This is a genomic window from Sphingomonas kyeonggiensis (assembly GCF_030812785.1).
Classification (GTDB): Bacteria; Pseudomonadota; Alphaproteobacteria; order Sphingomonadales; family Sphingomonadaceae; genus Sphingomonas; species Sphingomonas kyeonggiensis_B.
Map to the genome: position 1 here is coordinate 1614907 of NZ_JAUSTJ010000002.1, position 17748 is coordinate 1632654.

19 protein-coding genes are annotated in these 17748 nt (G+C 66.7%); 13 read left to right on the forward strand and 6 right to left on the reverse strand.

Going from position 1 to position 17748, the window contains the following annotated elements:
* Positions 1-8: 8 nt before the first annotated feature.
* The 4 genes from J2W22_RS17235 to J2W22_RS17250 form a co-directional block, all read right to left on the reverse strand.
* A complete protein-coding gene (locus J2W22_RS17235; RefSeq protein WP_307119455.1) occupies positions 9-1142 on the reverse strand; it encodes a glycosyltransferase in 1134 nt (377 codons plus the stop codon).
* A gap of 90 nt (positions 1143-1232) precedes the next feature.
* Positions 1233-1928, reverse strand: coding sequence for a helix-turn-helix transcriptional regulator (locus J2W22_RS17240; protein ID WP_307119456.1), 696 nt, complete (start codon positions 1926-1928; stop codon positions 1233-1235).
* The gene (locus tag J2W22_RS17245; protein ID WP_307119457.1) at positions 1928-2305 is read right to left on the reverse strand and encodes a VOC family protein; all 378 of its coding nucleotides are present in this window, start codon (positions 2303-2305) and stop codon (positions 1928-1930) included. Before J2W22_RS17245 ends, J2W22_RS17240 begins: the two co-directional genes overlap by 1 nt.
* 73 nt (positions 2306-2378) lie before the next feature.
* Positions 2379-3248 carry an alpha/beta fold hydrolase gene (locus J2W22_RS17250; protein ID WP_307119458.1) on the reverse strand — a complete coding sequence of 290 codons (870 nt, stop codon included), beginning with the start codon at positions 3246-3248 and terminating at the stop codon, positions 2379-2381.
* Positions 3249-3266: 18 nt separating this feature from the next.
* Between J2W22_RS17250 and J2W22_RS17255 the strand changes: the two genes are divergently transcribed.
* The 13 genes from J2W22_RS17255 (at position 3267) to J2W22_RS17315 (ending at position 14738) form a co-directional block, all read left to right on the forward strand.
* On the forward strand, positions 3267-4616 hold the full coding sequence (locus J2W22_RS17255) for a protein adenylyltransferase SelO family protein (RefSeq protein WP_307119459.1): 1350 nt from the start codon (positions 3267-3269) through the stop codon (positions 4614-4616).
* 60 nt (positions 4617-4676) lie between these two features.
* On the forward strand, positions 4677-6092 hold the full coding sequence (astD, locus tag J2W22_RS17260; RefSeq protein WP_307119460.1) for a succinylglutamate-semialdehyde dehydrogenase: 1416 nt from the start codon (positions 4677-4679) through the stop codon (positions 6090-6092).
* A 24-nt stretch (positions 6093-6116) separates the two neighbouring features.
* On the forward strand, positions 6117-6887 hold the full coding sequence (locus tag J2W22_RS17265; protein ID WP_307119461.1) for a hypothetical protein: 771 nt from the start codon (positions 6117-6119) through the stop codon (positions 6885-6887).
* A 232-nt stretch (positions 6888-7119) separates the two neighbouring features.
* Positions 7120-7827: a Bax inhibitor-1/YccA family protein gene (locus J2W22_RS17270; protein WP_373422987.1), complete on the forward strand. Its 708-nt coding sequence runs from the start codon at positions 7120-7122 to the stop codon at positions 7825-7827.
* 4 nt (positions 7828-7831) lie between these two features.
* Complete coding sequence (locus tag J2W22_RS17275; protein WP_307119462.1) at positions 7832-8110, forward strand: TFIIB-type zinc ribbon-containing protein; 279 nt, start codon at positions 7832-7834, stop codon at positions 8108-8110.
* Between the two features lie 155 nt (positions 8111-8265).
* Positions 8266-9561 carry a glycoside hydrolase 5 family protein gene (locus J2W22_RS17280; RefSeq protein ID WP_307119463.1) on the forward strand — a complete coding sequence of 432 codons (1296 nt, stop codon included), beginning with the start codon at positions 8266-8268 and terminating at the stop codon, positions 9559-9561.
* 261 nt (positions 9562-9822) lie between these two features.
* Positions 9823-10608: a uroporphyrinogen-III C-methyltransferase gene (gene cobA, locus J2W22_RS17285; protein ID WP_307119464.1), complete on the forward strand. Its 786-nt coding sequence runs from the start codon at positions 9823-9825 to the stop codon at positions 10606-10608.
* The gene (locus J2W22_RS17290; protein ID WP_307119465.1) at positions 10605-10901 is read left to right on the forward strand and encodes a DUF2849 domain-containing protein; all 297 of its coding nucleotides are present in this window, start codon (positions 10605-10607) and stop codon (positions 10899-10901) included. Before cobA ends, J2W22_RS17290 begins: the two co-directional genes overlap by 4 nt.
* A complete protein-coding gene (locus tag J2W22_RS17295) occupies positions 10898-11170 on the forward strand; it encodes a hypothetical protein (protein ID WP_307119466.1) in 273 nt (90 codons plus the stop codon). The genes J2W22_RS17290 and J2W22_RS17295 overlap by 4 nt, the downstream gene beginning before the upstream one ends.
* Positions 11170-12801: a nitrite/sulfite reductase gene (locus J2W22_RS17300; RefSeq protein WP_307119467.1), complete on the forward strand. Its 1632-nt coding sequence runs from the start codon at positions 11170-11172 to the stop codon at positions 12799-12801. Before J2W22_RS17295 ends, J2W22_RS17300 begins: the two co-directional genes overlap by 1 nt.
* A 126-nt stretch (positions 12802-12927) precedes the next feature.
* The gene (locus tag J2W22_RS17305; protein WP_307119468.1) at positions 12928-13353 is read left to right on the forward strand and encodes a DUF934 domain-containing protein; all 426 of its coding nucleotides are present in this window, start codon (positions 12928-12930) and stop codon (positions 13351-13353) included.
* Positions 13346-14122 carry a phosphoadenylyl-sulfate reductase gene (locus J2W22_RS17310; protein ID WP_307119469.1) on the forward strand — a complete coding sequence of 259 codons (777 nt, stop codon included), beginning with the start codon at positions 13346-13348 and terminating at the stop codon, positions 14120-14122. The genes J2W22_RS17305 and J2W22_RS17310 overlap by 8 nt, the downstream gene beginning before the upstream one ends.
* A gap of 13 nt (positions 14123-14135) precedes the next feature.
* Entirely contained in the window at positions 14136-14738 is a 603-nt protein-coding gene (locus J2W22_RS17315; protein WP_307119470.1) for a hypothetical protein, read from the forward strand.
* On the opposite strand, the gene J2W22_RS17320 is transcribed toward J2W22_RS17315, so the two are convergent.
* Positions 14732-16171, reverse strand: coding sequence for a S41 family peptidase (locus tag J2W22_RS17320; protein WP_307119471.1), 1440 nt, complete (start codon positions 16169-16171; stop codon positions 14732-14734). The genes J2W22_RS17315 and J2W22_RS17320 overlap by 7 nt on opposite strands.
* 42 nt (positions 16172-16213) lie before the next feature.
* Positions 16214-17707, reverse strand: a complete 1494-nt coding sequence (locus J2W22_RS17325; protein ID WP_183996387.1) for a replicative DNA helicase — start codon at positions 17705-17707, stop codon at positions 16214-16216.
* Between the last annotated feature and the right edge of the window lie 41 nt (positions 17708-17748).

Consider the following 17748-nt stretch of genomic DNA (forward strand, 5'->3'; position numbering starts at 1 on the left):
AACATTCGTTATTGCAGTGCGTCAGGCCGTCCCATTGCGGCGCCGTAGAGCCGCGCATAGGCGGCGATCATCTCACCCTCGTCGAACAACGCACGGACGCGCGCGCGGTTCTCCTCGCCCACCAGCGCGCGCTCCTCGGGATGCTTGGCGAACATGCCGAGATAGTCGCGCAGCAGCAGCTCGGTGCGCTCGGGCGGCAGGAAATGTGTGTTGCGCTCGCCGACCATCTTCGGGATGTCGCCCACCCGGGGCGCGACCACCGGCAGGCCCGCGGCCATCGCCTCCAGCACCGAGAGCGGCGCCTGCTCGCTCTTCGACGAGAGCGCGAACACGTCGAACAGGCCCATGTAGCGGTGCGGCTCGCGCAGGAATCCGGGCAGGATCACATCGTCCTCGATCGCCATCGCCTCGGCGGCGTCGAGGATGGTCTGGCGCTCCGGCCCCTCGCCGACGATCACCAGCTTGAAGCGCGTGTTGAGCCCCGCCGCGGCGCGGACCAGCATCGGCAGGTCCTTGACCGGCCTGAGGCCCGCCACGCAGCCGATCACCAGGGTGCCCGGCTTTTTCTTCTTGAGCTCGGGGATCAGCTCGATGTCGGGCTTGCCGGCATAGAGCTTGGTCGGAATGCCATTGGCGATGCGGAACAGCCGATCAACGGGCTGACGCCACTGCCTGAGCGCGATCCGTTCGAGCACGTCGGAAGGCACGACCAGCGCATTTGCAGCCGGCAAGGCGAGCCGGCGGTACATGTTGCGCACCGGATTGAGCTTCTCCGCCTCGTCCTGGTTGAACCCATCCTCGTGGTGAATGACGGGCGGCAGGCCCTTGCCGAACACCCGCGCCGCCATCACCCCGTCGATCGCGCCCCAATTATAGGTCAGCACCAGGTCGAACCGGCGCATGTAGCGCGCGATCGCCTCGTAGCGCTTGACCGAAGGCTTGCCCGAGAGCGGCGGCGGGTCCTGGGCGATTTCGTACTTGATCCCCTTGGCGATCATCGCCCGCGCCTCGAGCTGGTCGGGCATCGCCGAGACGATCGTGTGCCGCGCCTTGTCGCCGAACGCGTTCATCAACCGCACGGCACGCGCTTCCTTGCCGCCGAGGTTGAAGGTCGAATGGAGGTGAAGGATGTGGACAGGCATTGTTGGAAGGGGTGCTTAGCGTCCAAAATGCAATCCGTCATCCCGGCGCGGCGCACAGGGTGACGCTTCGTCGTCACCCAACCCGGTCGCTCAGCGCTGCGGGCCGAACTGCGCCTCATAGCGCCGCAGGCATTCCGCCAGGGAGCGCTCGGCGACCGGCCTGAACTGCGCCCCCGTGGTCGCCAGCCCCGCGGCGCGATCGAGCCGGAACATCCGGAAATCTTCCCGCGCTTCGCACCACGCCACCAGCGTCCAGACCTTACCCCAGAACCACAGGCCCAGCGGATGAACGCGGCGCTGCGTCGCGGCACCCTGCCGGTCCTCGTAGGAAAAGTGCAGGATATCGCGCGCTTCGATGGCCTTCTCCACCAGGTCGATCCGCGCGCGCCCCTCGTCGGTCAATTCCATCGGCGGTGCGAAGACATGGGTCTGCGCGACCCGTTGCTGCTCGGTCGGCGGCAGCACGAGTTCGATCTTCACCAGCGCTTCGGCAGCGGCGCGCGCCATGCTTATGCCGCCCCAGGATCGCACCATGCGCACGCCCGCGACGAGAGCGACGATCTCGTCGCGGGTGAACATTAGCGGCGGCAGGTCATAGCCGCTGCGCATCACATAGCCGACGCCGGCCTCGCCATCGATGGGCACGCCGGTGGATTGCAGGTCGGCGACGTCGCGATAGATGGTGCGCTCGGACACTTCGAGCCGCTCCGCCAGCATCGCCGCGGTGACGAGGCGACCGCCCCGCAGATACTGCACTATCTGGAAAAGGCGGTCGGCCCTGCGCATCAGCTCTTGTACTTGAACAGGCCCAGGCTGTTGCCCTCGGTGTCCCTGGCATAGAAGAACGATCCGACCGGAATGTCGATCACCTCCGACACGACTTCCCCGCCGCCCTTCCGGACACGCTCCATCGCGTCGGCCAGGGTATCGTCCACGGCGAAATGGGCGGTCATGCCGTTGCCGTCCTTCGCAGGCTGGCCGGGATAGACGTGCCCCGCAGCATGCCCGCTCTCGGCGTGCGGGAACATCCACATCGGATTGGGACCGCCATCGACCTTGGCAAGCGGGCCTTGCAGCAAGGTCTCGTAGAACCGGCAGGCGCGCTCGGGATCGGCGGCCGGAATCTCGGTGAAGACGATATGGGCTTGGGTCGCTTCAGGCATCTGCTCGTTCCTTTTCGCGTTGAACAAGCATCTTCTGCCATACCCCTACTGACAGCATGTCGTCAGGAGCGTGTTATCCTGCCACCCTCACCAGCAGCCGCTCGATCCCCGCCACCGCCTCGGGTTCCTCCAGCGTCGGCGCATGGCCGATGCCGGGCACGGTGACCAGCTCGGCGCCCGGCACCCGCGTCACCATCTTGGCAGCAGTCTCCTCGCTCAGGATATCGGAGCGCTCGCCACGCACGATCAGCAGCGGCCGGCCGTTCATCGCGTCGATCGTCGGCCACATGTCCGGCCCGGCCTCGTTGCCCGGCACGCGGAACGGCTCGGCGATCTTCATGTCATAGTCGAGGACGATGCGCCCCGAGCTGTTCACCCGGTAGAGCCGCTTGGCCATGCGCAGCCAGTCCTCGATCGCATAATTGGGATAGACATCGGCATTGCCGCTCGCCAGCGCCCGCGCCGCATGCATCCAGGTCGGGTACCACACCCCCTTGCCGACATAGGTGCGGATCCGGGCGAGTCCCGCCGGATTGATCTCGGGCCCGACATCGTTGAGCACCACGCCGGCCAGCTTGTCGCGCTCCGTGGCGGCGAGCAGCATCGTCACCAGTCCGCCCAGCGAGGTGCCGACCGCGACGAACCTGTCGACCTTCAGCTCCTCGAGCAACGCCTCGACATCCTGGAAATAGGTGAGCGGCACATAGGACATCGGGTCCTTGGCATAGCCGCTCTCGCCGCGCCCGCGGAACTCGACACAGAGCACGCGCCACTGCCCCGCCAGCCGCTCGGCCAGCGCCTCGTAATCGCGCGCATTGCGCGTCAGCCCCGGGAAGCACAGCACCGGCGGCTTGTCCGCCGGGCCTGCATATTCGCGATAGTGGAGACGAATCCCGTCCCGCGACCACCAGAAACCGTCGGAATAGTTGCGTCGCTCGGCCATTGTTCCCCATATCGCCGCATGGACTTCACTCCGCAACAGGCGATCCTCGAACTCGGCGATCGCTTCTACGATCCGGTCGCCGCCGCGCGCTTCCCGCAGACGATCCTGCGATTCCGTAACGACCGCGCCGCAGCGGAGGTCGGGCTGGACGGACTGACCGACGAGCAATGGATCGCCCATTTCGGGCGGTTCGCGCCGCTCGCGGGTTCGCTACCGACCCCACTGGCGCTGCGCTATCACGGCCACCAGTTCCGCGTGTACAATCCCGAGATCGGCGACGGCCGGGGTTTCCTGTTCGCGCAGATGACCGACTCGCGCGGCCGGCTGATGGACCTCGGCACCAAGGGCTCGGGCCAGACGCCGTACAGCCGCTTCGGCGACGGCCGCCTCACGCTCAAGGGCGGCGTCCGCGAGATCCTCGCCACCGAGATGCTCGAGGCGCTGAACGTGCCCACCTCGCGCACCTTCTCGCTGATCGAGACCGGCGAGGAGCTGCACCGCGGCGACGAACCATCGCCCACCCGTTCCTCGGTGCTGGTCCGCCTCAACCACGGCCATATCCGCATCGGCACCTTCCAGCGCCTCGCCCATTTCCAGGAAGCCGAGGCGATGGAGCGCCTCGTCGCCTATGTGCTGCGCCATTATTATGGCGAGGAACCCGGCGAGGACGGCCCCGCCCGCCTGCTCGCCCATGTCTGCACCCGCACCGCGACCCTGGCCGCGCGCTTCATGGCGGCCGGATTCGTCCACGGCGTGCTCAACAGCGACAATATCAACGTCACCGGCGAGAGCTTCGATTACGGCCCCTGGCGCTTCGCCCCCTTCTGGGAGCCGGGCTTCACCGCCGCCTATTTCGACCATGCCGGCCTCTACGCCTTCGGCCGCCAGCCCGAGGCGATCTATTGGGACGCGATGCAGCTCGCCATCTCGCTGCGCCTGATCGCCGACGAGGAAGCGCTGATCGAAGCGATGGAGGCCTTCCCCGAAGTCTATCAGCGCGAAGTCACCAGCGCCCTGCTCTGGCGGCTCGGCGTCACCCCGCGCGGCACTGAGGCAGACGGAATCCTGACGAGGGTGCTGGAAAAGGCCCTTGCCGAGACGCTGACCCCGCTCGACGAATTCTTCTTCGACGCGTTCGGCGGTGACCTTCCTGCCCATTTTGGCGAAGCGTTCGATGATCTGCGCGGACAGCTGGAATTCTACCAGCCGCGCAAGAGGCGCGATCACGCCTATTGGTCGGGCGCCCCCTGTTCGATGCTGATCGACGAGGTGGAGACGATCTGGGCCGCGATCGCCGAATCGGACGATTGGGGACCGCTCCATGCCAAGGTCGCCGCGATCCGGCATATGGCAGAGGCACTGGCCTAGCAGCCGAAATTCGTGCAAAGCACGGCAACCTTCCCGAAAGACCAATTCCCCCCGACATCGATGCCCGGCACGGAAATCATCTCGACCGAACCCGCCACCGGCGCGGTTCTCTGGCGCCAGACTAGCGGAGACGCCGACAAGGAAGTCGCCCTCGCCCGCGCCAGCTGGGCCGCCTGGGCCGCCCATCCGCTCGCCTATCGGATCGAGGCGCTGCGCCGCTTCGCCAATGTCGTGCGGCAAAAGGCGGATGCCTTCACCGACCTGCTCGCCCGCGAGACCGGCAAGCCGCTCTGGGAAGCGCGCACCGAAGTCGAGACGGTGATCGCCAAGGTCGACATCTCGATCACCGCCTTTTCCGAGCGCACTGGCCAGCGCCGCATCGACGCGCCGATGAACACGCGCCTGGCGCTGCGCCACAAGCCGCACGGCGTGCTCGCGGTGCTCGGCCCCTACAACTTCCCGGTCCACCTGCCCAACGGCCACATCGTCCCCGCCTTGCTCGCCGGCAATGCGGTGGTGTTCAAGCCGTCGGAGAAGACCCCCGCCTCGGGTGCCTTCCTGGTCGATTGTTTCCACGCCGCCGGCATTCCCGAGGGCTGTGTCCGCCTGCTGATCGGCGGGCCGGACGAGGGCAAGGCGCTTGCCGCGCATCCGGACATCGACGGCCTGCTGTTCACCGGCTCGGCCAATACCGGCATCGCGCTCAACCGCCAGTTCGCCACCAGGCCCGAGAAGATCCTCGCGCTGGAGATGGGCGGCAACAACCCGATCGTGGTGTGGGACACGCCCGATCTCTATTCGGCCGCCGTCCTCATCGTGCAGTCGGCCTTCACCACCGCCGGCCAGCGCTGCACTGCCGCGCGCCGCCTGATCGTCGACGAGAAGCTCTACGAGCCGCTGATGGCCGAGCTCAACAAGCTGGTCGGCCGGCTGATCATCGGCGAGCCGCATGCCGATCCCGCCCCGTTCATGGGCCCGGTGATCGACAATGACTCGGCCGACATGCTCACCGAGAGCTTCCTCGCGCTGCTCACCATGGGCGGCCGCCCGATCCGTCACATGGAGCGCCCGATCGAGGGCCGCCCCTTCCTTACCCCGGGCATCATCGACATGACCGGCGCGAACGAGAAGGTCGATGTCGAGCTGTTCGGCCCGATCCTCCAGGTCTATCGGGTGAACAGCTTCGAGGAGGCGATCGTCGAGGCGAACGACACGCGCTACGGCCTGTCGGCCAGCCTGGTCTCGCAGAACCCCAAGCTCTACGACCAGTTCTGGGCGAACATCCGCGCCGGCATCGTCAACTGGAACCGCCCGACCAATGGCGCGTCCTCGGCGGCGCCCTTCGGCGGCGTGGGCTGGTCGGGCAACCACCGGCCGAGCGCCTATTACGCCGCGGACTATTGCGCCTATCCGGTGGTCTCGTCGGAAAGCGAATCCTCCCGCGCTTCGATGGGCGTCGGCTTGCGCGACGCCTGAGCCAGCGGGGCCACGGTCGAACCCATGACTAAGCCACGCACTCTCGCTGAAATAATCGCTGACACAGCGCGGCAGAAGCTGGCGGCCGCCGATGCAAGGCGCAACCCGAACCTCGCCGCCGAGAAACCCCGCGATGCAATTCTCGCCGGCTTGGGAATCATCGCCAAGGCGCTCGCCGCGGACGGATTTGCGTACACGCCCTCCGGCCCGAAGCTCAGCCGCAAGGCCGGCGACCTGACTTTCACGCTTTCCGTACAATCAGATCGTAACAACATCGCGGGAAGGCGGGCTGCAGTGTGGATTCACGCCGCCATCTATTCCCGTTCGCTTGCCGGCTGGAGAAAGCACCATAGCAGCCCATGGGTTCGGCCAGCAGCACAGTTCCCGATACCGATCATCACCACGCAGCTCGGCTATTTGTCCGAAGCTGCCTCTTGGCTGGAATGGGACTTCGTCGATGCCGCAAGGCGGGACGTTGTCGCCGATCAACTCCTCTCGTTGATCCGCGCTGGCGCATACCCTCTATTCTCGACCTTCGAACGTTCTCCCGAGGCGGTTCCGGCTCTCGCCAACCTCGATCTGCAATCGCCGGAAGGGATATTGAGCTATCTTCTAGCGAGCGGAGAGCCGACCCTCGCCCGACAAACCCTTCGCGACTATCTTGCCGCACGACCGAGGCTGGGCGCGGAATTCGATAGATGCCGGCGGCAATTTTCGCAGGATGGCCTCCCCGCCTATCGAAGCGGCATCGGGCATGATCTCGCTGCATTCGCGACAGCTACGGACCTCCTGTAAACAACGACGCCACAGCAACAATTCGTTACAAACCCGGCGTTGAAGCGTCACGACCCGCCGCCTACATTCCAGATGCGGACCGGGCCCCTCTGGCGAGGGCTTTTCCAAGCCCTCGTGATGTCGGCCGCATCGAGCGCGCTCGGTGCAGGTTCGGACGGCCAAGTCCCCCTTCCCCACCGAGACTGAACCGGGCGCCGCTCGATCGAACTTGCTTCGATTGGAGTTTTCGCACGTGAACCCTCTCTACCAGACTCCCCGCACCGGCGCCGCAGCCGCGCGCTTCGACGAGGGGCTGCGCCAGCACATGCTGGGCATCTATCGCAACATGGGGATCGGTCTGGCGATCACCGGCCTCGTCGCGCTCGCCGTGGCGAGCACGCCGGCACTGGTCGCGCTGATCTTCGGTACGCCGCTGAAGTGGGTGGCGATGTTCGCCCCGCTCGCCTTCATCTTCTTCTTCCAGTTCCGCATCGAGCGGATGAGCGTGGCCGGCGCGCGCACTGCCTTCTTCGCCTTCGCCGCGGTGATGGGCGTGTCGATGGCCGCGATCTTCCTGGTCTTCACCCAGCAGAGCATCGCCATGGCCTTCTTCGCGGCGTCCGCGATGTTCCTGGCGCTGAGCCTGTTCGGCTACACCACCAAGCGTGACCTGACCGGCCTGGGCACTTTCCTGTTCGTCGGCCTGATTGCCGTGGTGCTCGCCAGCATCGTCAACGTCTTCCTAGGCTCGACGCTGCTGCAGACGATCTTCTCGGTCGTCGGCGTCGGCATCTTCGCCGGCCTAACCGCCTGGGACACGCAGCGCCTGAAGAGCGAGTACGCCTATTACGGCCGCAGCGAAGCCGCCGACAAGCTGGCGATCATGGGCGCGCTGTCGCTCTATCTGAACCTGATCAACATGTTCCAGCTGCTGCTGAACCTGACCGGCGAGCGGGAGTAACCTCATGGCCAGCTTCACCTGCCCCGTCGACGGCACCGTGCTGGTGCCGGTCGAGCGCTCGGGGATCGAGATCGACCATTGCCCCAGCTGCCGCGGCGTCTGGCTCGATCGTGGCGAGCTCGACAAGATCATCGAGCGCAGCGCCGCGCCGGCGGCACCCCAGCCGCAGCAATATCGCGGCGGCGAGTATCGTGAGGAGCGCCCGCGCTACGACGATCGCGGCCATGGCGGGCACTATCCGCACAAGCGCCGCAAGTCGTTCCTCGAGGAACTGTTCGACTGACCTCATCCCCAGCCCGCGTGCAGGCGCAATACACGCGGGCGGACGGTGGCGCGGCCTTTTACCCCTCTCACCTGCGAAGGCCGCGCCCCGTCCAACCCCACTTCCTCCTCGCGCCGTGGCGGTTATGATGTGATCGCTAACAGGGGAGGAAGACCATGATCACCCGCAGGTCCGTGCTCGGATCGACCGCCGCCGCGCTCGCCGGCGCCGCGCTCCCCCTTCCCGCCAACGCCGCCCCTGGCGACTTCGTCACTCGCAAGGGCACCGGCCTGCAGCTGGCTGGCCGCCCCTATCGCTTCGCCGGCACGAACATGTGGTACGCCGCCTGGCTCGGTGCAGATGCGCCCTGGGGCAATCGCGACCGCCTGCGCCGCGAGCTCGACACGCTGGCCGGCATCGGCGTCCGCAACCTGCGCATCGCCGCTTCGGCCGAGGATTCGCCCCTCAAGAACTCGGTCAAGCCCGCCTTCCGCACCAGGGGCAACGCCTGGAACCCGGCCCTGGTCGACGGCCTCGCCTATGCCCTGTTCGAGCTCGCCAAGCGCGACATGAAGGCGGTGCTCTACCTCACCAATTTCTGGGAATGGTCGGGCGGGATGATGACCTATCTCAGCTGGGTGAATGGCGGGAAGTATCTCGACGCGAACGACCCGGCGCATCCCTGGCCCGAATTCCCGGACATGACCGCGCAATTCTACGCCAGCAGCGAGGCAGTCGCCCTGTTCCACGACTATGTCCGCGCCACCGTCAAGCGCCACGCCGGCGACCCCGCGATCATGGCCTGGCAGCTCGCCAACGAGCCGCGTCCGGGCGGCAGCCCCAAGTCCGCCGAGCCGAACCTCGCCGCGTACAATGGCTGGATCCAGGGCACGGCGAAGCTGATCAAGTCGCTGTCGCCCCGCCACCTCGTCTCCACCGGCAGCGAGGGGCTGAAGGGCTCGGTCGAGCGCGCCGATGTCTACAAGGCCGCCCACGCCTTCCCCGAGATCGACTATCTCACCGCCCATATCTGGCCGCTCAACTGGGGCTGGGTCGATGCGAAGGACATCGCCGGCACCAACGATGCCAGCTTCGCCAAGGTGCGCGAATATATCGCCCAGCACATCGCCCTCGCCACCGACATGGGCAAGCCGCTGGTGATCGAGGAATTCGGCTATCCGCGCGACGGTGGCGGCTATGATCCCGAGTCAGCAACGCACTTCAAGGACTTGTATTACAAGCTGATCTATGACGCGGTGGAGGCGAATCCGAGCATCATCGCCGGCTCCAACTTCTGGGCCTGGAACGGCGAAGGCCGCCCGGTCCATGGCGACCACCGCTTCCGCCCCGGCGACACCGCCTGGCTCGGCGACCCGCCGCACGAGCCCCAGGGCTGGTACGGCGTGTTCGACAGCGACGCGAGCACGCGGACGGTGATACAGGCGCATGCCAGGGCATTGGCGAGCAACTGACCAAACACCCACGTCTCGCCTTATCTCGTCACCCCGGCCTTGTGCCGGGGTCCACCGGGAGGCGAGCCTTGCGCAACAGGCTCTTGCGACAGAAAACGAGGTATAGTGGACCCCGGCACAAGGCCGGGGTGACGAGTATAGATACCGCGATGATCGCTTCCCCAAACCAAAACCCCACGCCCCCGGGAAGGATAGTTTCCCTAGCCCCACCCCAAGCAACCGTCCGTTGCCCCCCGCGCCGCCGCGGCCCATTTGCCCTCCATGGCGACCCTTCTCGATCCCACCGCGCGCGGGCGCGTGATTCTCGTTGGCGCGGGCCCAGGCGATCCCGGCCTGCTCACCGTCCGCGCCGTCGAGGCGCTCAAGCAGGCCGATGTGCTCGTCCATGACGGCCTCGTCGATCCGCGCGTCCTCGATCTCGCCCCCCAGGCGCACCGCATCTCGGTCGCCAAGAGCCGCTCGAAGCACACCGTGCCGCAGGAGGCGATCAACGCCCTTATCGTCGCCCATGTGAAGACCGGCGCGATCGTCGTACGCCTCAAGGGCGGCGACCCGTTCATCTTCGGCCGCGGCGGCGAGGAAGTCGAGGCGGTGCGCGCCGCCGGCCTGCCCGTCGAGGTCATCCCCGGCATCTCCGCCGCGCTCGGCGCCGCCGCCGAGGTCAACCTGCCGCTCACCCACCGCGACTGGTCGAGCGCGGTCAGCTTCGTCGCCGGCCAGTGCAAGGGCCTGTCCGAGCAGAACTGGTCGGGCCTCGCCGGCAAGGGTCGCACCCTCGTCATCTACATGGGCGTCGCCACCTGCCCGGACATTTCCGAGAAGCTGATGAACGACGGCGTCTCGCCGGACATGCCCGTCGCCGTGCTCGAGCGCGGCACGCTGGAGGGCAGTCGCGCGCTGCGCACCCTGCTCGCCGATCTCGGCCCGATGGTGAGCCGCGAGAAGGTGCAGAGCCCGGCGATCATCATCGTCGGCGAAGTCGTCATGCTCGCCGATGCCGAGGACAAGCTCGCCAACTGGGCCAAGGCTGCGGAGGCGCTGGCATGAAGCTCCTGACCGGAAACGATCTCGCCAGCGGCGACGTCACTTGGTGGACCGGCACCGGCTGGTCTCGCCATGTCGAAGATGCGGTCGATGTCGGCGACCAGGGCGAGGCGATCGCCCATGCCGAGGAAGGCGCCCGCCGCGTCAACGGCCCCTATGTGATCGACGCCACCGCGACGCCGGAGGGCCCGCGCCCCGCCCACATCAAGGACCGCATCCGCGCCCTCGGCCCCACCGTCCGCCCGGACCTGACTCTGAAGCCCGCCGATCCGAATGCGGGGAGTTGGGTGATATGAACTTTCTCACGCGAAGCCGCGAAGGCGCGATGATTTCTTCGCGCAGAGGCGCAGAGAGCGCAGAGAAGAAGGTGCGCGCGAAAGCGCGCTTTCTTCTGCCTTCGGCAAAGATTGAATGGCTGTTGGGGCAGTCGGGCGAGACACCTCTGCGCTCTCTGCGCCTCTGCGCGAACCAATTCTTCTCCGCGCCTCCGCGTCTCCGCGTGAACCAATCTTCCTTCTTCGCGTCTTCGCGCCTTCGCGCGAACCAAATCGAAGCGACCCGCTGATGTACAAATACGACGAATATGATCACTCCATCGTCGCGGCCCGCGTCGAGGAATTCCGCGACCAGGTGAACCGCCGCCTTGCCGGCCAGATCACCGAGGACCAGTTCAAGCCGCTGCGGCTGATGAACGGCCTCTACCTGCAGCTCCACGCGTACATGCTGCGCGTCGCCGTGCCCTATGGCACGCTCGACAGCCGCCAGATGCACATGCTGGCGCACATCGCCCGCAAGTACGACCGCGGCTATGGCCATTTCACCACCCGCCAGAACCTACAGTACAACTGGATCAAGCTCGAGGACGCGCCCGACATCCTCGCCGAGCTGGCCACGGTCGAGATGCATGCCATCCAGACCAGCGGCAACTGCATCCGCAACATCTCGTCGGACCAGTTCGCCGGCGCCGCCGCGGACGAGCTGACCGATCCGCGCCCCTGGGCCGAGCTGCTGCGCCAGTGGAGCACCTTCCACCCCGAATTCAGCTACCTGCCGCGCAAGTTCAAGATCGCGGTGATCGCCGCCGAGGAAGACCGCGCGGCGATGCGCCTGCACGATATCGGCCTGCAGATCGTCGAGCGCGACGGCAAGCTCGGTGTCGCCGTCTATGTCGGTGGCGGCATGGGCCGCACGCCGATGATCGCGCCGCTGATCAAGGACTATGTGCCCTTCGAGGATTTCGTCAGCTATCTCGAGGCCTGCTTGCGCGTCTACAATCGCTATGGCCGCCGCGACAATATCTACAAGGCGCGGATCAAGATCCTGATCCACGAGCTCGGCGCGGAGAAATACGCCGCCGAGGTCGAGGAGGAGTTCAAGGCCGTCAAGGCGCTCGGCATCGATCCGCCCCGGGCCGAGTTCGACCGCATCGCCGCCTATTTCGCCCCGCCCGCCTATGACGCGGAAGCGCCCGACGCGCTCGATCGCAGCGATCCCGATTTCGCGGTCTGGCTCGACCAGAATGTCTCGGCGCACAAGCAGCCGGGCTATGCAGTGGTGACGATCAGCCTCAAGCCGATCGGCGGCATCCCGGGCGACGCCAGCGCGGACCAGATCGACCTGATGGCCGATCTCGCCAAGACCTATAGCTTCGACGAGCTGCGCGTCACCCACGCCCAGAACATCGTCCTGCCGCATGTCCGCAAGGCCGATCTCTACGGGCTCTGGCAGCAACTGCGCGACGCCGGCCTGGCCGAGGCCAATCTCGACCTGATCAGCGACATCATCGCCTGCCCGGGCCTCGACTATTGCAGCCTCGCCAACGCCCGCTCGATCCCGCTCGCCCAGAAGATCGCCACGCGCTTCTCGGACATCGGACGTCAACGGGAGCTGGGCGAGCTCAAGCTCAAGATCAGCGGCTGCATCAACGCCTGCGGCCACCACCACGCCGGTCACATCGGCATCCTCGGCGTCGATCGTAAGGGCGTCGAGAATTACCAGCTGCTGCTCGGCGGCTCGGGCGCGGAGGACGTGTCGCTCGGCACGATCACCGGCCCCGGCTTCAGCGAGGACGGCATAGTCGATGCGATCGAGAAGGCCACCGACGTCTATCTGCGCGAGCGCGACAAGGGCGAGCGCTTCCTCGACACCTATCGCCGCCTCGGCATGGCCCCGTTCAAGGAGGCGATCTATGGGTAATCAGCATCCGACACGCGCCTTCATCGCTCCCCTTCCGCTTGCGGGAGGGGTCGGGGGAGGGCCTGTAACATCGAATGGGAAGGATACCCCCTCCCCTAGCCCCTCCCGCAAGCGGAAGGGGAACATATGACCAACCTCCTCCGCTACCGCGACGACGAAGCGCATGAGGAGCCCGCGGTCACGCTCGACTCCTTCCTCGGCCAGTCCAACGCCACCGCCGTCCGCATCGAGAGCGGCGAGGACGCGCGCGTCCTCCTTCCCTATCTCGATCGCATTGCGCTGGTCGAAGTCAGCTTCCCCAAGTTCCGCGACGGCCGCGGCTATTCCACCGGCCGCATTCTGCGCGAGGCTGGTTACACGGGCGAGTTGCGCGCCCAGGGCGACGTGCTGGTCGATCAGATCCCGCTGATGCGCCGCTGCGGCTTCGACAGCTTCGCGCCGGAAGCCCCGGTCGACGAGGCCGTGCTCGCCGCCAGCCTCGCCCGCTACGAGTTCCATTACCAGGCCGCCGCCGATCCCGCAGCGCCCGTGTGGAAACGCCGGCATGGCTGAGGCCGCGCGCAAGGTGGATCGGGACATTGATCGCATCGACGTCGCCCCGCGCTGGACGGCGGCCGATGCGATCCGCCTGAACAACCTGTTCCGCGGCACCGACACGCCCGAGATGCTGCGCGAGGTGCTGGGCAACCACATGCTCGGCGAGGTCGCGCTGGTCTCCTCCTTCGGTGCCGAGAGCGCAGCCCTGCTCCACCTCGTCGCCCAGGCCGACCCGAACACCCCGGTGATCTTCCTCGATACCGGCAAGCATTTCCCCGAGACGCTTGCCTATGTTCGGCAGCTCGCGGAATTCATCGGCCTGACCAACCTCCAGATCGTCACGCCTGACGCCGAGACGATCGAGAAGCGCGATGCCACCGGCCTGCGCTGGTCCTATGACCCCGATGGCTGCTGCGAGATCCGCAAGGTGGTCCCGCTCGAGAAGGCGCTCGCGCCCTTCGACACCAGCATCACCGGCCGCAAGGCGTTCCAGGCGAGCACCCGCAACGCCCTGCCCCGCTTCGAGATCGACGGCGACCGGCTGAAGTTCAACCCGCTGGCCAGTTGGACCAAGCAGGATATCGAGGCCTATTTCGAAGCGCATGACCTGCCCCGCCACCCGCTGGAGGCGCAGGGCTATCTCTCGATCGGCTGCGCGCCCTGCACCAGCGTGGTCAAGCCGGGCGAAGACCCCCGCTCGGGCCGCTGGCGCGGCTGGGACAAGACCGAATGCGGCATCCACACCCCGATCGAGGACGGCGACCCCAACCAGCCGAGCTTCTGATAGGGTCGGGCCGATGTCGATTCGGCCCCTGCTCCCGCTTCTCGCCCTGCTCGCCACTGCGAACGCTTCCGCTCCGGACTGGCGCCTCGAGGGTGGCGAGACTCCTGCGCATTTCGCAGCGCGTATCCTCGGCCGACCCGAAGGCGATCTGAACATCGTCGACGCGCCCTGGAACGGTCGACGTACGATCTTCGCCGACTATCAGCGCGGCGAACTACAGAACAACTACACCGTCAGCTTCCGCGAGCTGTTCGCGCTGGTACAGCAGTCGGACGGCGCCTGGCGCAAGATCGCGGTCACCACCGGGGAGGAGGAAGGCGGCGACGCCGAGGTCGCGGCGATCGGCTTCGCCAACGCCGATCGCGACGCGGATCGCGAGCTGATCGTCATCCTCAAATGGCCCCAGCAACATTACGACTATAGCGGCGCCTTTTACGAGGTCCGCCTGTTCGACACCCCCGCTCTCGGCAAGCCCGCGCTGACCTATCTGGAGGGGCTCAGCAAGAAGTTCGGCGGCGTCGGCTGCGAATGCAGCTCGCGCGAGGGCGGCGACACGCACTACCGCTTCAAGACGATCGCCGCTGTGAAGCAGGAACTGAAGCGTCTCGGCTACTGACAGGCTGTCCTGGTAGGCGCCGCCCAGGCCCTGCCCAGCGCCCGCACTGCCACGTCATAGGCAGCATCCTTCACCACGCGCACCTCGCCCACGCTCGGCTGGACGAAGCAATCCGGCATTGCACCGTGATTGGGATGCGGTTCAGGCCATGTGAAGCGGAAGGCGAGCAGCGGGATGCCGATCTCCATCCCCGAATTGGGCAGGGTGATCTCCCATTTATAGCCGCTGGTGTTGCCGCCATGGGTGCCGCCCACTTCCTCGCCGACGAACAGCCCGCGGTTGGTTGCGTGCAGCATCGATGCCAGCTCGGCCCCGCCCGAAAAGGTATAGCCGCCCGCCAGCACCGCCAGCCGGCCGGTATAGACCGGGCTGGCCCTCTCCCAGCGGGTCATCAGCCCCTCGGGCGGGGCATTGATGCGCAGCAGGTCGCCGTTCGGCGCCGGCTCGACCGTCTTCAACTCGTCGGCGTCGTAGATTTCCTGCTCGAACACCTTGCCCGACAGGCTGGTCACCCGGAGCTTGTTCGGTCGCGAGCGGACCGAGGCGTATTTCCGCATCGGTGCCTCGACCAGGTAGGAGAAGAGGATGCTCTCGTTCGGCTCCGATCCGCCGCCATTGTCGCGAAGATCAAGGATCAGCTTCGTCGCACCCCGCGCGGCAAGCTGCTCGAAGATCGCCTGGACCGTCGCGCGATAGTCGGCCCCGACAGCCCGATAGCGCCGGTTGCTGAAGGTGGGGACGTAGAGATAGGCGGTATCGGCATCGATCCAGCTGAGCGTCGCTACCGGCGCCGGATCCTTGGGCGGAGCGGGCCGGGCACTGACCGCCACGGGCGTCAGGCGCCGTGTCACCAGCTTTCCATCCGGCAGCCGCAGCCTGACCCGATAGCCGGGTTCGTTCCCACGCATCCACTGGCGCACCGCAGCATAGCCGCGCCCCAGCCGGTCGCGCATCACCCCCGTGCGATTGTCGCCGTCATGCGCGCTCGCCTGCATCATTTCGGCCAGCATCGCGCGATAGCCGGTGCCATTCACCGACAGCAGCCGGGTGCCCTCCGGCACGTCTGCGGCGTCGCCGTAACCGGCGGTGACATAGGCACCGTCATCGCGCCACAGCAGGTCAAGTGGCAGCAGCCGAGCCGATTCCCGGTACCGGCAGTTCATGCCCTCGCTGCGCGTCAGCGACAGATGCCCCTCGCCAATCCCGCGCAGCAACGGGCTCAGCGCGCGGAAGAGTTGCTCCTCGCTGGCAGCCGCAGCGGCAGCCTTGCGCGCCGCCGCCTTGCGCCGGGCCCAGTCGCCGGCACTCTGCCGCCAGTAGAGATCGGGCAGCCCGGCCTCCGCCGCCGAAATGGCGAGCTCGATATCCTCCCGCGCCTGGGCCTGCGTGAGTTGACCTGCCGGGCAGGCAGCAAGGGCGAACGCGAAGAACATGCCGGCTTGATACGCAACCGTATCAAAGCCGAGCAAGCCGGATCAGTAGCCGCCCGGCGCGAGATCGCTGAACTTGGTGAACTGGCGGTCGAAGCGCAGGTCGACCGTGCCGGTCGCGCCGTGACGCTGCTTCGCGATGATCACGCTCGCCTTGTTCGCCACCTGCAGCTGATGGTCCTGCCAGGCCTGGTATTTCGCGATCTCGTCCGGCGTCGAGTTGCCGTCGGGCACCTTGGGCGCCTTGAAGTCGTGGTAGTACTCGTCGCGGTACACGAACAGCACGATATCGGCGTCCTGCTCGATCGAGCCCGATTCACGAAGGTCGGAGAGCTGCGGGCGCTTGTCCTCGCGGCTTTCCACCGCGCGGCTGAGCTGCGACAGCGCCAGCACCGGCACGTGCAGCTCCTTGGCCAGCGTCTTCAGGCCGCGGCTGATCTCCGAGATTTCCTGCACGCGCCCGTCGCCCGATGCCTTGGCCGAGCCGGTGAGCAGCTGGAGATAGTCGACCACGACGAAGCCGATCTTGTACTGGCGCTTCAGGCGCCGGGCGCGGGTACGCAGCGCCGCGATGGTCAGGCCCGGCGTATCGTCGATATAGAGCGGCAGCCGCTCCAGATCGCCCGCAGCGCGGGCGAACTTCATGAATTCGGGCCCGGAGATGTTGCCGGTACGCAGCTTCTCCGACGAAACCTCGGACTGTTCGGACAGGATACGCAGCGCCAGCTGGTCGGCCGACATTTCGAGGCTGAAGAACGCCACCGGCGCGCCGATCGACTTGTCCTCCGGAATCCCGGCCTCCATGTCGTCGAGGTACCGCTTCGCCGCGTTGAAGGCCATGTTGGTGGCGAGCGAGGTCTTGCCCATGCCCGGGCGTCCGGCGAGGATCAGAAGGTCGGAGCGGTTGAGACCGCCGGTCATCGCGTTGAAGTCGGTCAGGCCCGAGGTGATGCCCGACACGCTGCCGCCCGAGTTCATCGCCCGCTCGGTATGCCGCACCGCCACCGTCGCGGCGCGGGTGAAGCTCTTGGCGCCGGTATCCTCGCCACCCTTTTCCGCGACTTCGTAGAGCTTTAGCTCGGCCTGCTCGATCTGCTTGGCAGGATTGATCTCTTCGCTCGTATCGAGCGCGCTGTCGACCAGGTGGCGCCCGACGCCGACCAGCGCGCGCAGCACCGCCAGGTCATAGACCTGGTCGGCAAAGGCGCGCGCGCCGATCAGGCTCGCCGGGTTGCCGGTCAGCTGCGCCAGATAGGCCGGGCCGCCCAGCTCCTTCATCGCGGCATCGGCGGCGAACAGCGGCTTGAGCGTCACCGGCGTGGCCAGGCGGTTGTCGCCCACCAGCGTCGAGATCGCGTCATAGATCCGCCCGTGCAGCGGCTCGAAGAAATGCTCGGGGCGCAGCTTCTGCAGCACGTCTTCGGCGACTCGATTGTCGATCATCATCGCGCCGAGCAGCGCCGCCTCGGCCTCGACATTGGCGGGCAGGCTCAGCCCCTCGGGAGAATCAGGAATCGGAAGCGGGATCGGTTGCGCCATCCCCACCCTATGCGCACCGCGCGACGTTTCCGGCAACCGCA

What these genes read in the sequence shown, in the direction of transcription:
- J2W22_RS17235 (WP_307119455.1), bottom strand. Translation starts at nt 1,142, where the DNA reads ATGCCTGTCCACATCCTTCACCTCCATTCGACCTTCAACCTCGGCGGC.
- J2W22_RS17240 (WP_307119456.1), bottom strand. Translation starts at nt 1,928, where the DNA reads ATGCGCAGGGCCGACCGCCTTTTCCAGATAGTGCAGTATCTGCGGGGC.
- J2W22_RS17245 (WP_307119457.1), bottom strand. Translation starts at nt 2,305, where the DNA reads ATGCCTGAAGCGACCCAAGCCCATATCGTCTTCACCGAGATTCCGGCC.
- J2W22_RS17250 (WP_307119458.1), bottom strand. Translation starts at nt 3,248, where the DNA reads ATGGCCGAGCGACGCAACTATTCCGACGGTTTCTGGTGGTCGCGGGAC.
- J2W22_RS17255 (WP_307119459.1), top strand. Translation starts at nt 3,267, where the DNA reads ATGGACTTCACTCCGCAACAGGCGATCCTCGAACTCGGCGATCGCTTC.
- astD (WP_307119460.1), top strand. Translation starts at nt 4,677, where the DNA reads ATGCCCGGCACGGAAATCATCTCGACCGAACCCGCCACCGGCGCGGTT.
- J2W22_RS17265 (WP_307119461.1), top strand. Translation starts at nt 6,117, where the DNA reads ATGACTAAGCCACGCACTCTCGCTGAAATAATCGCTGACACAGCGCGG.
- J2W22_RS17275 (WP_307119462.1), top strand. Translation starts at nt 7,832, where the DNA reads ATGGCCAGCTTCACCTGCCCCGTCGACGGCACCGTGCTGGTGCCGGTC.
- J2W22_RS17280 (WP_307119463.1), top strand. Translation starts at nt 8,266, where the DNA reads ATGATCACCCGCAGGTCCGTGCTCGGATCGACCGCCGCCGCGCTCGCC.
- cobA (WP_307119464.1), top strand. Translation starts at nt 9,823, where the DNA reads ATGGCGACCCTTCTCGATCCCACCGCGCGCGGGCGCGTGATTCTCGTT.
- J2W22_RS17290 (WP_307119465.1), top strand. Translation starts at nt 10,605, where the DNA reads ATGAAGCTCCTGACCGGAAACGATCTCGCCAGCGGCGACGTCACTTGG.
- J2W22_RS17295 (WP_307119466.1), top strand. Translation starts at nt 10,898, where the DNA reads ATGAACTTTCTCACGCGAAGCCGCGAAGGCGCGATGATTTCTTCGCGC.
- J2W22_RS17300 (WP_307119467.1), top strand. Translation starts at nt 11,170, where the DNA reads ATGTACAAATACGACGAATATGATCACTCCATCGTCGCGGCCCGCGTC.
- J2W22_RS17305 (WP_307119468.1), top strand. Translation starts at nt 12,928, where the DNA reads ATGACCAACCTCCTCCGCTACCGCGACGACGAAGCGCATGAGGAGCCC.
- J2W22_RS17310 (WP_307119469.1), top strand. Translation starts at nt 13,346, where the DNA reads ATGGCTGAGGCCGCGCGCAAGGTGGATCGGGACATTGATCGCATCGAC.
- J2W22_RS17315 (WP_307119470.1), top strand. Translation starts at nt 14,136, where the DNA reads ATGTCGATTCGGCCCCTGCTCCCGCTTCTCGCCCTGCTCGCCACTGCG.
- J2W22_RS17320 (WP_307119471.1), bottom strand. Translation starts at nt 16,171, where the DNA reads ATGTTCTTCGCGTTCGCCCTTGCTGCCTGCCCGGCAGGTCAACTCACG.
- J2W22_RS17325 (WP_183996387.1), bottom strand. Translation starts at nt 17,707, where the DNA reads ATGGCGCAACCGATCCCGCTTCCGATTCCTGATTCTCCCGAGGGGCTG.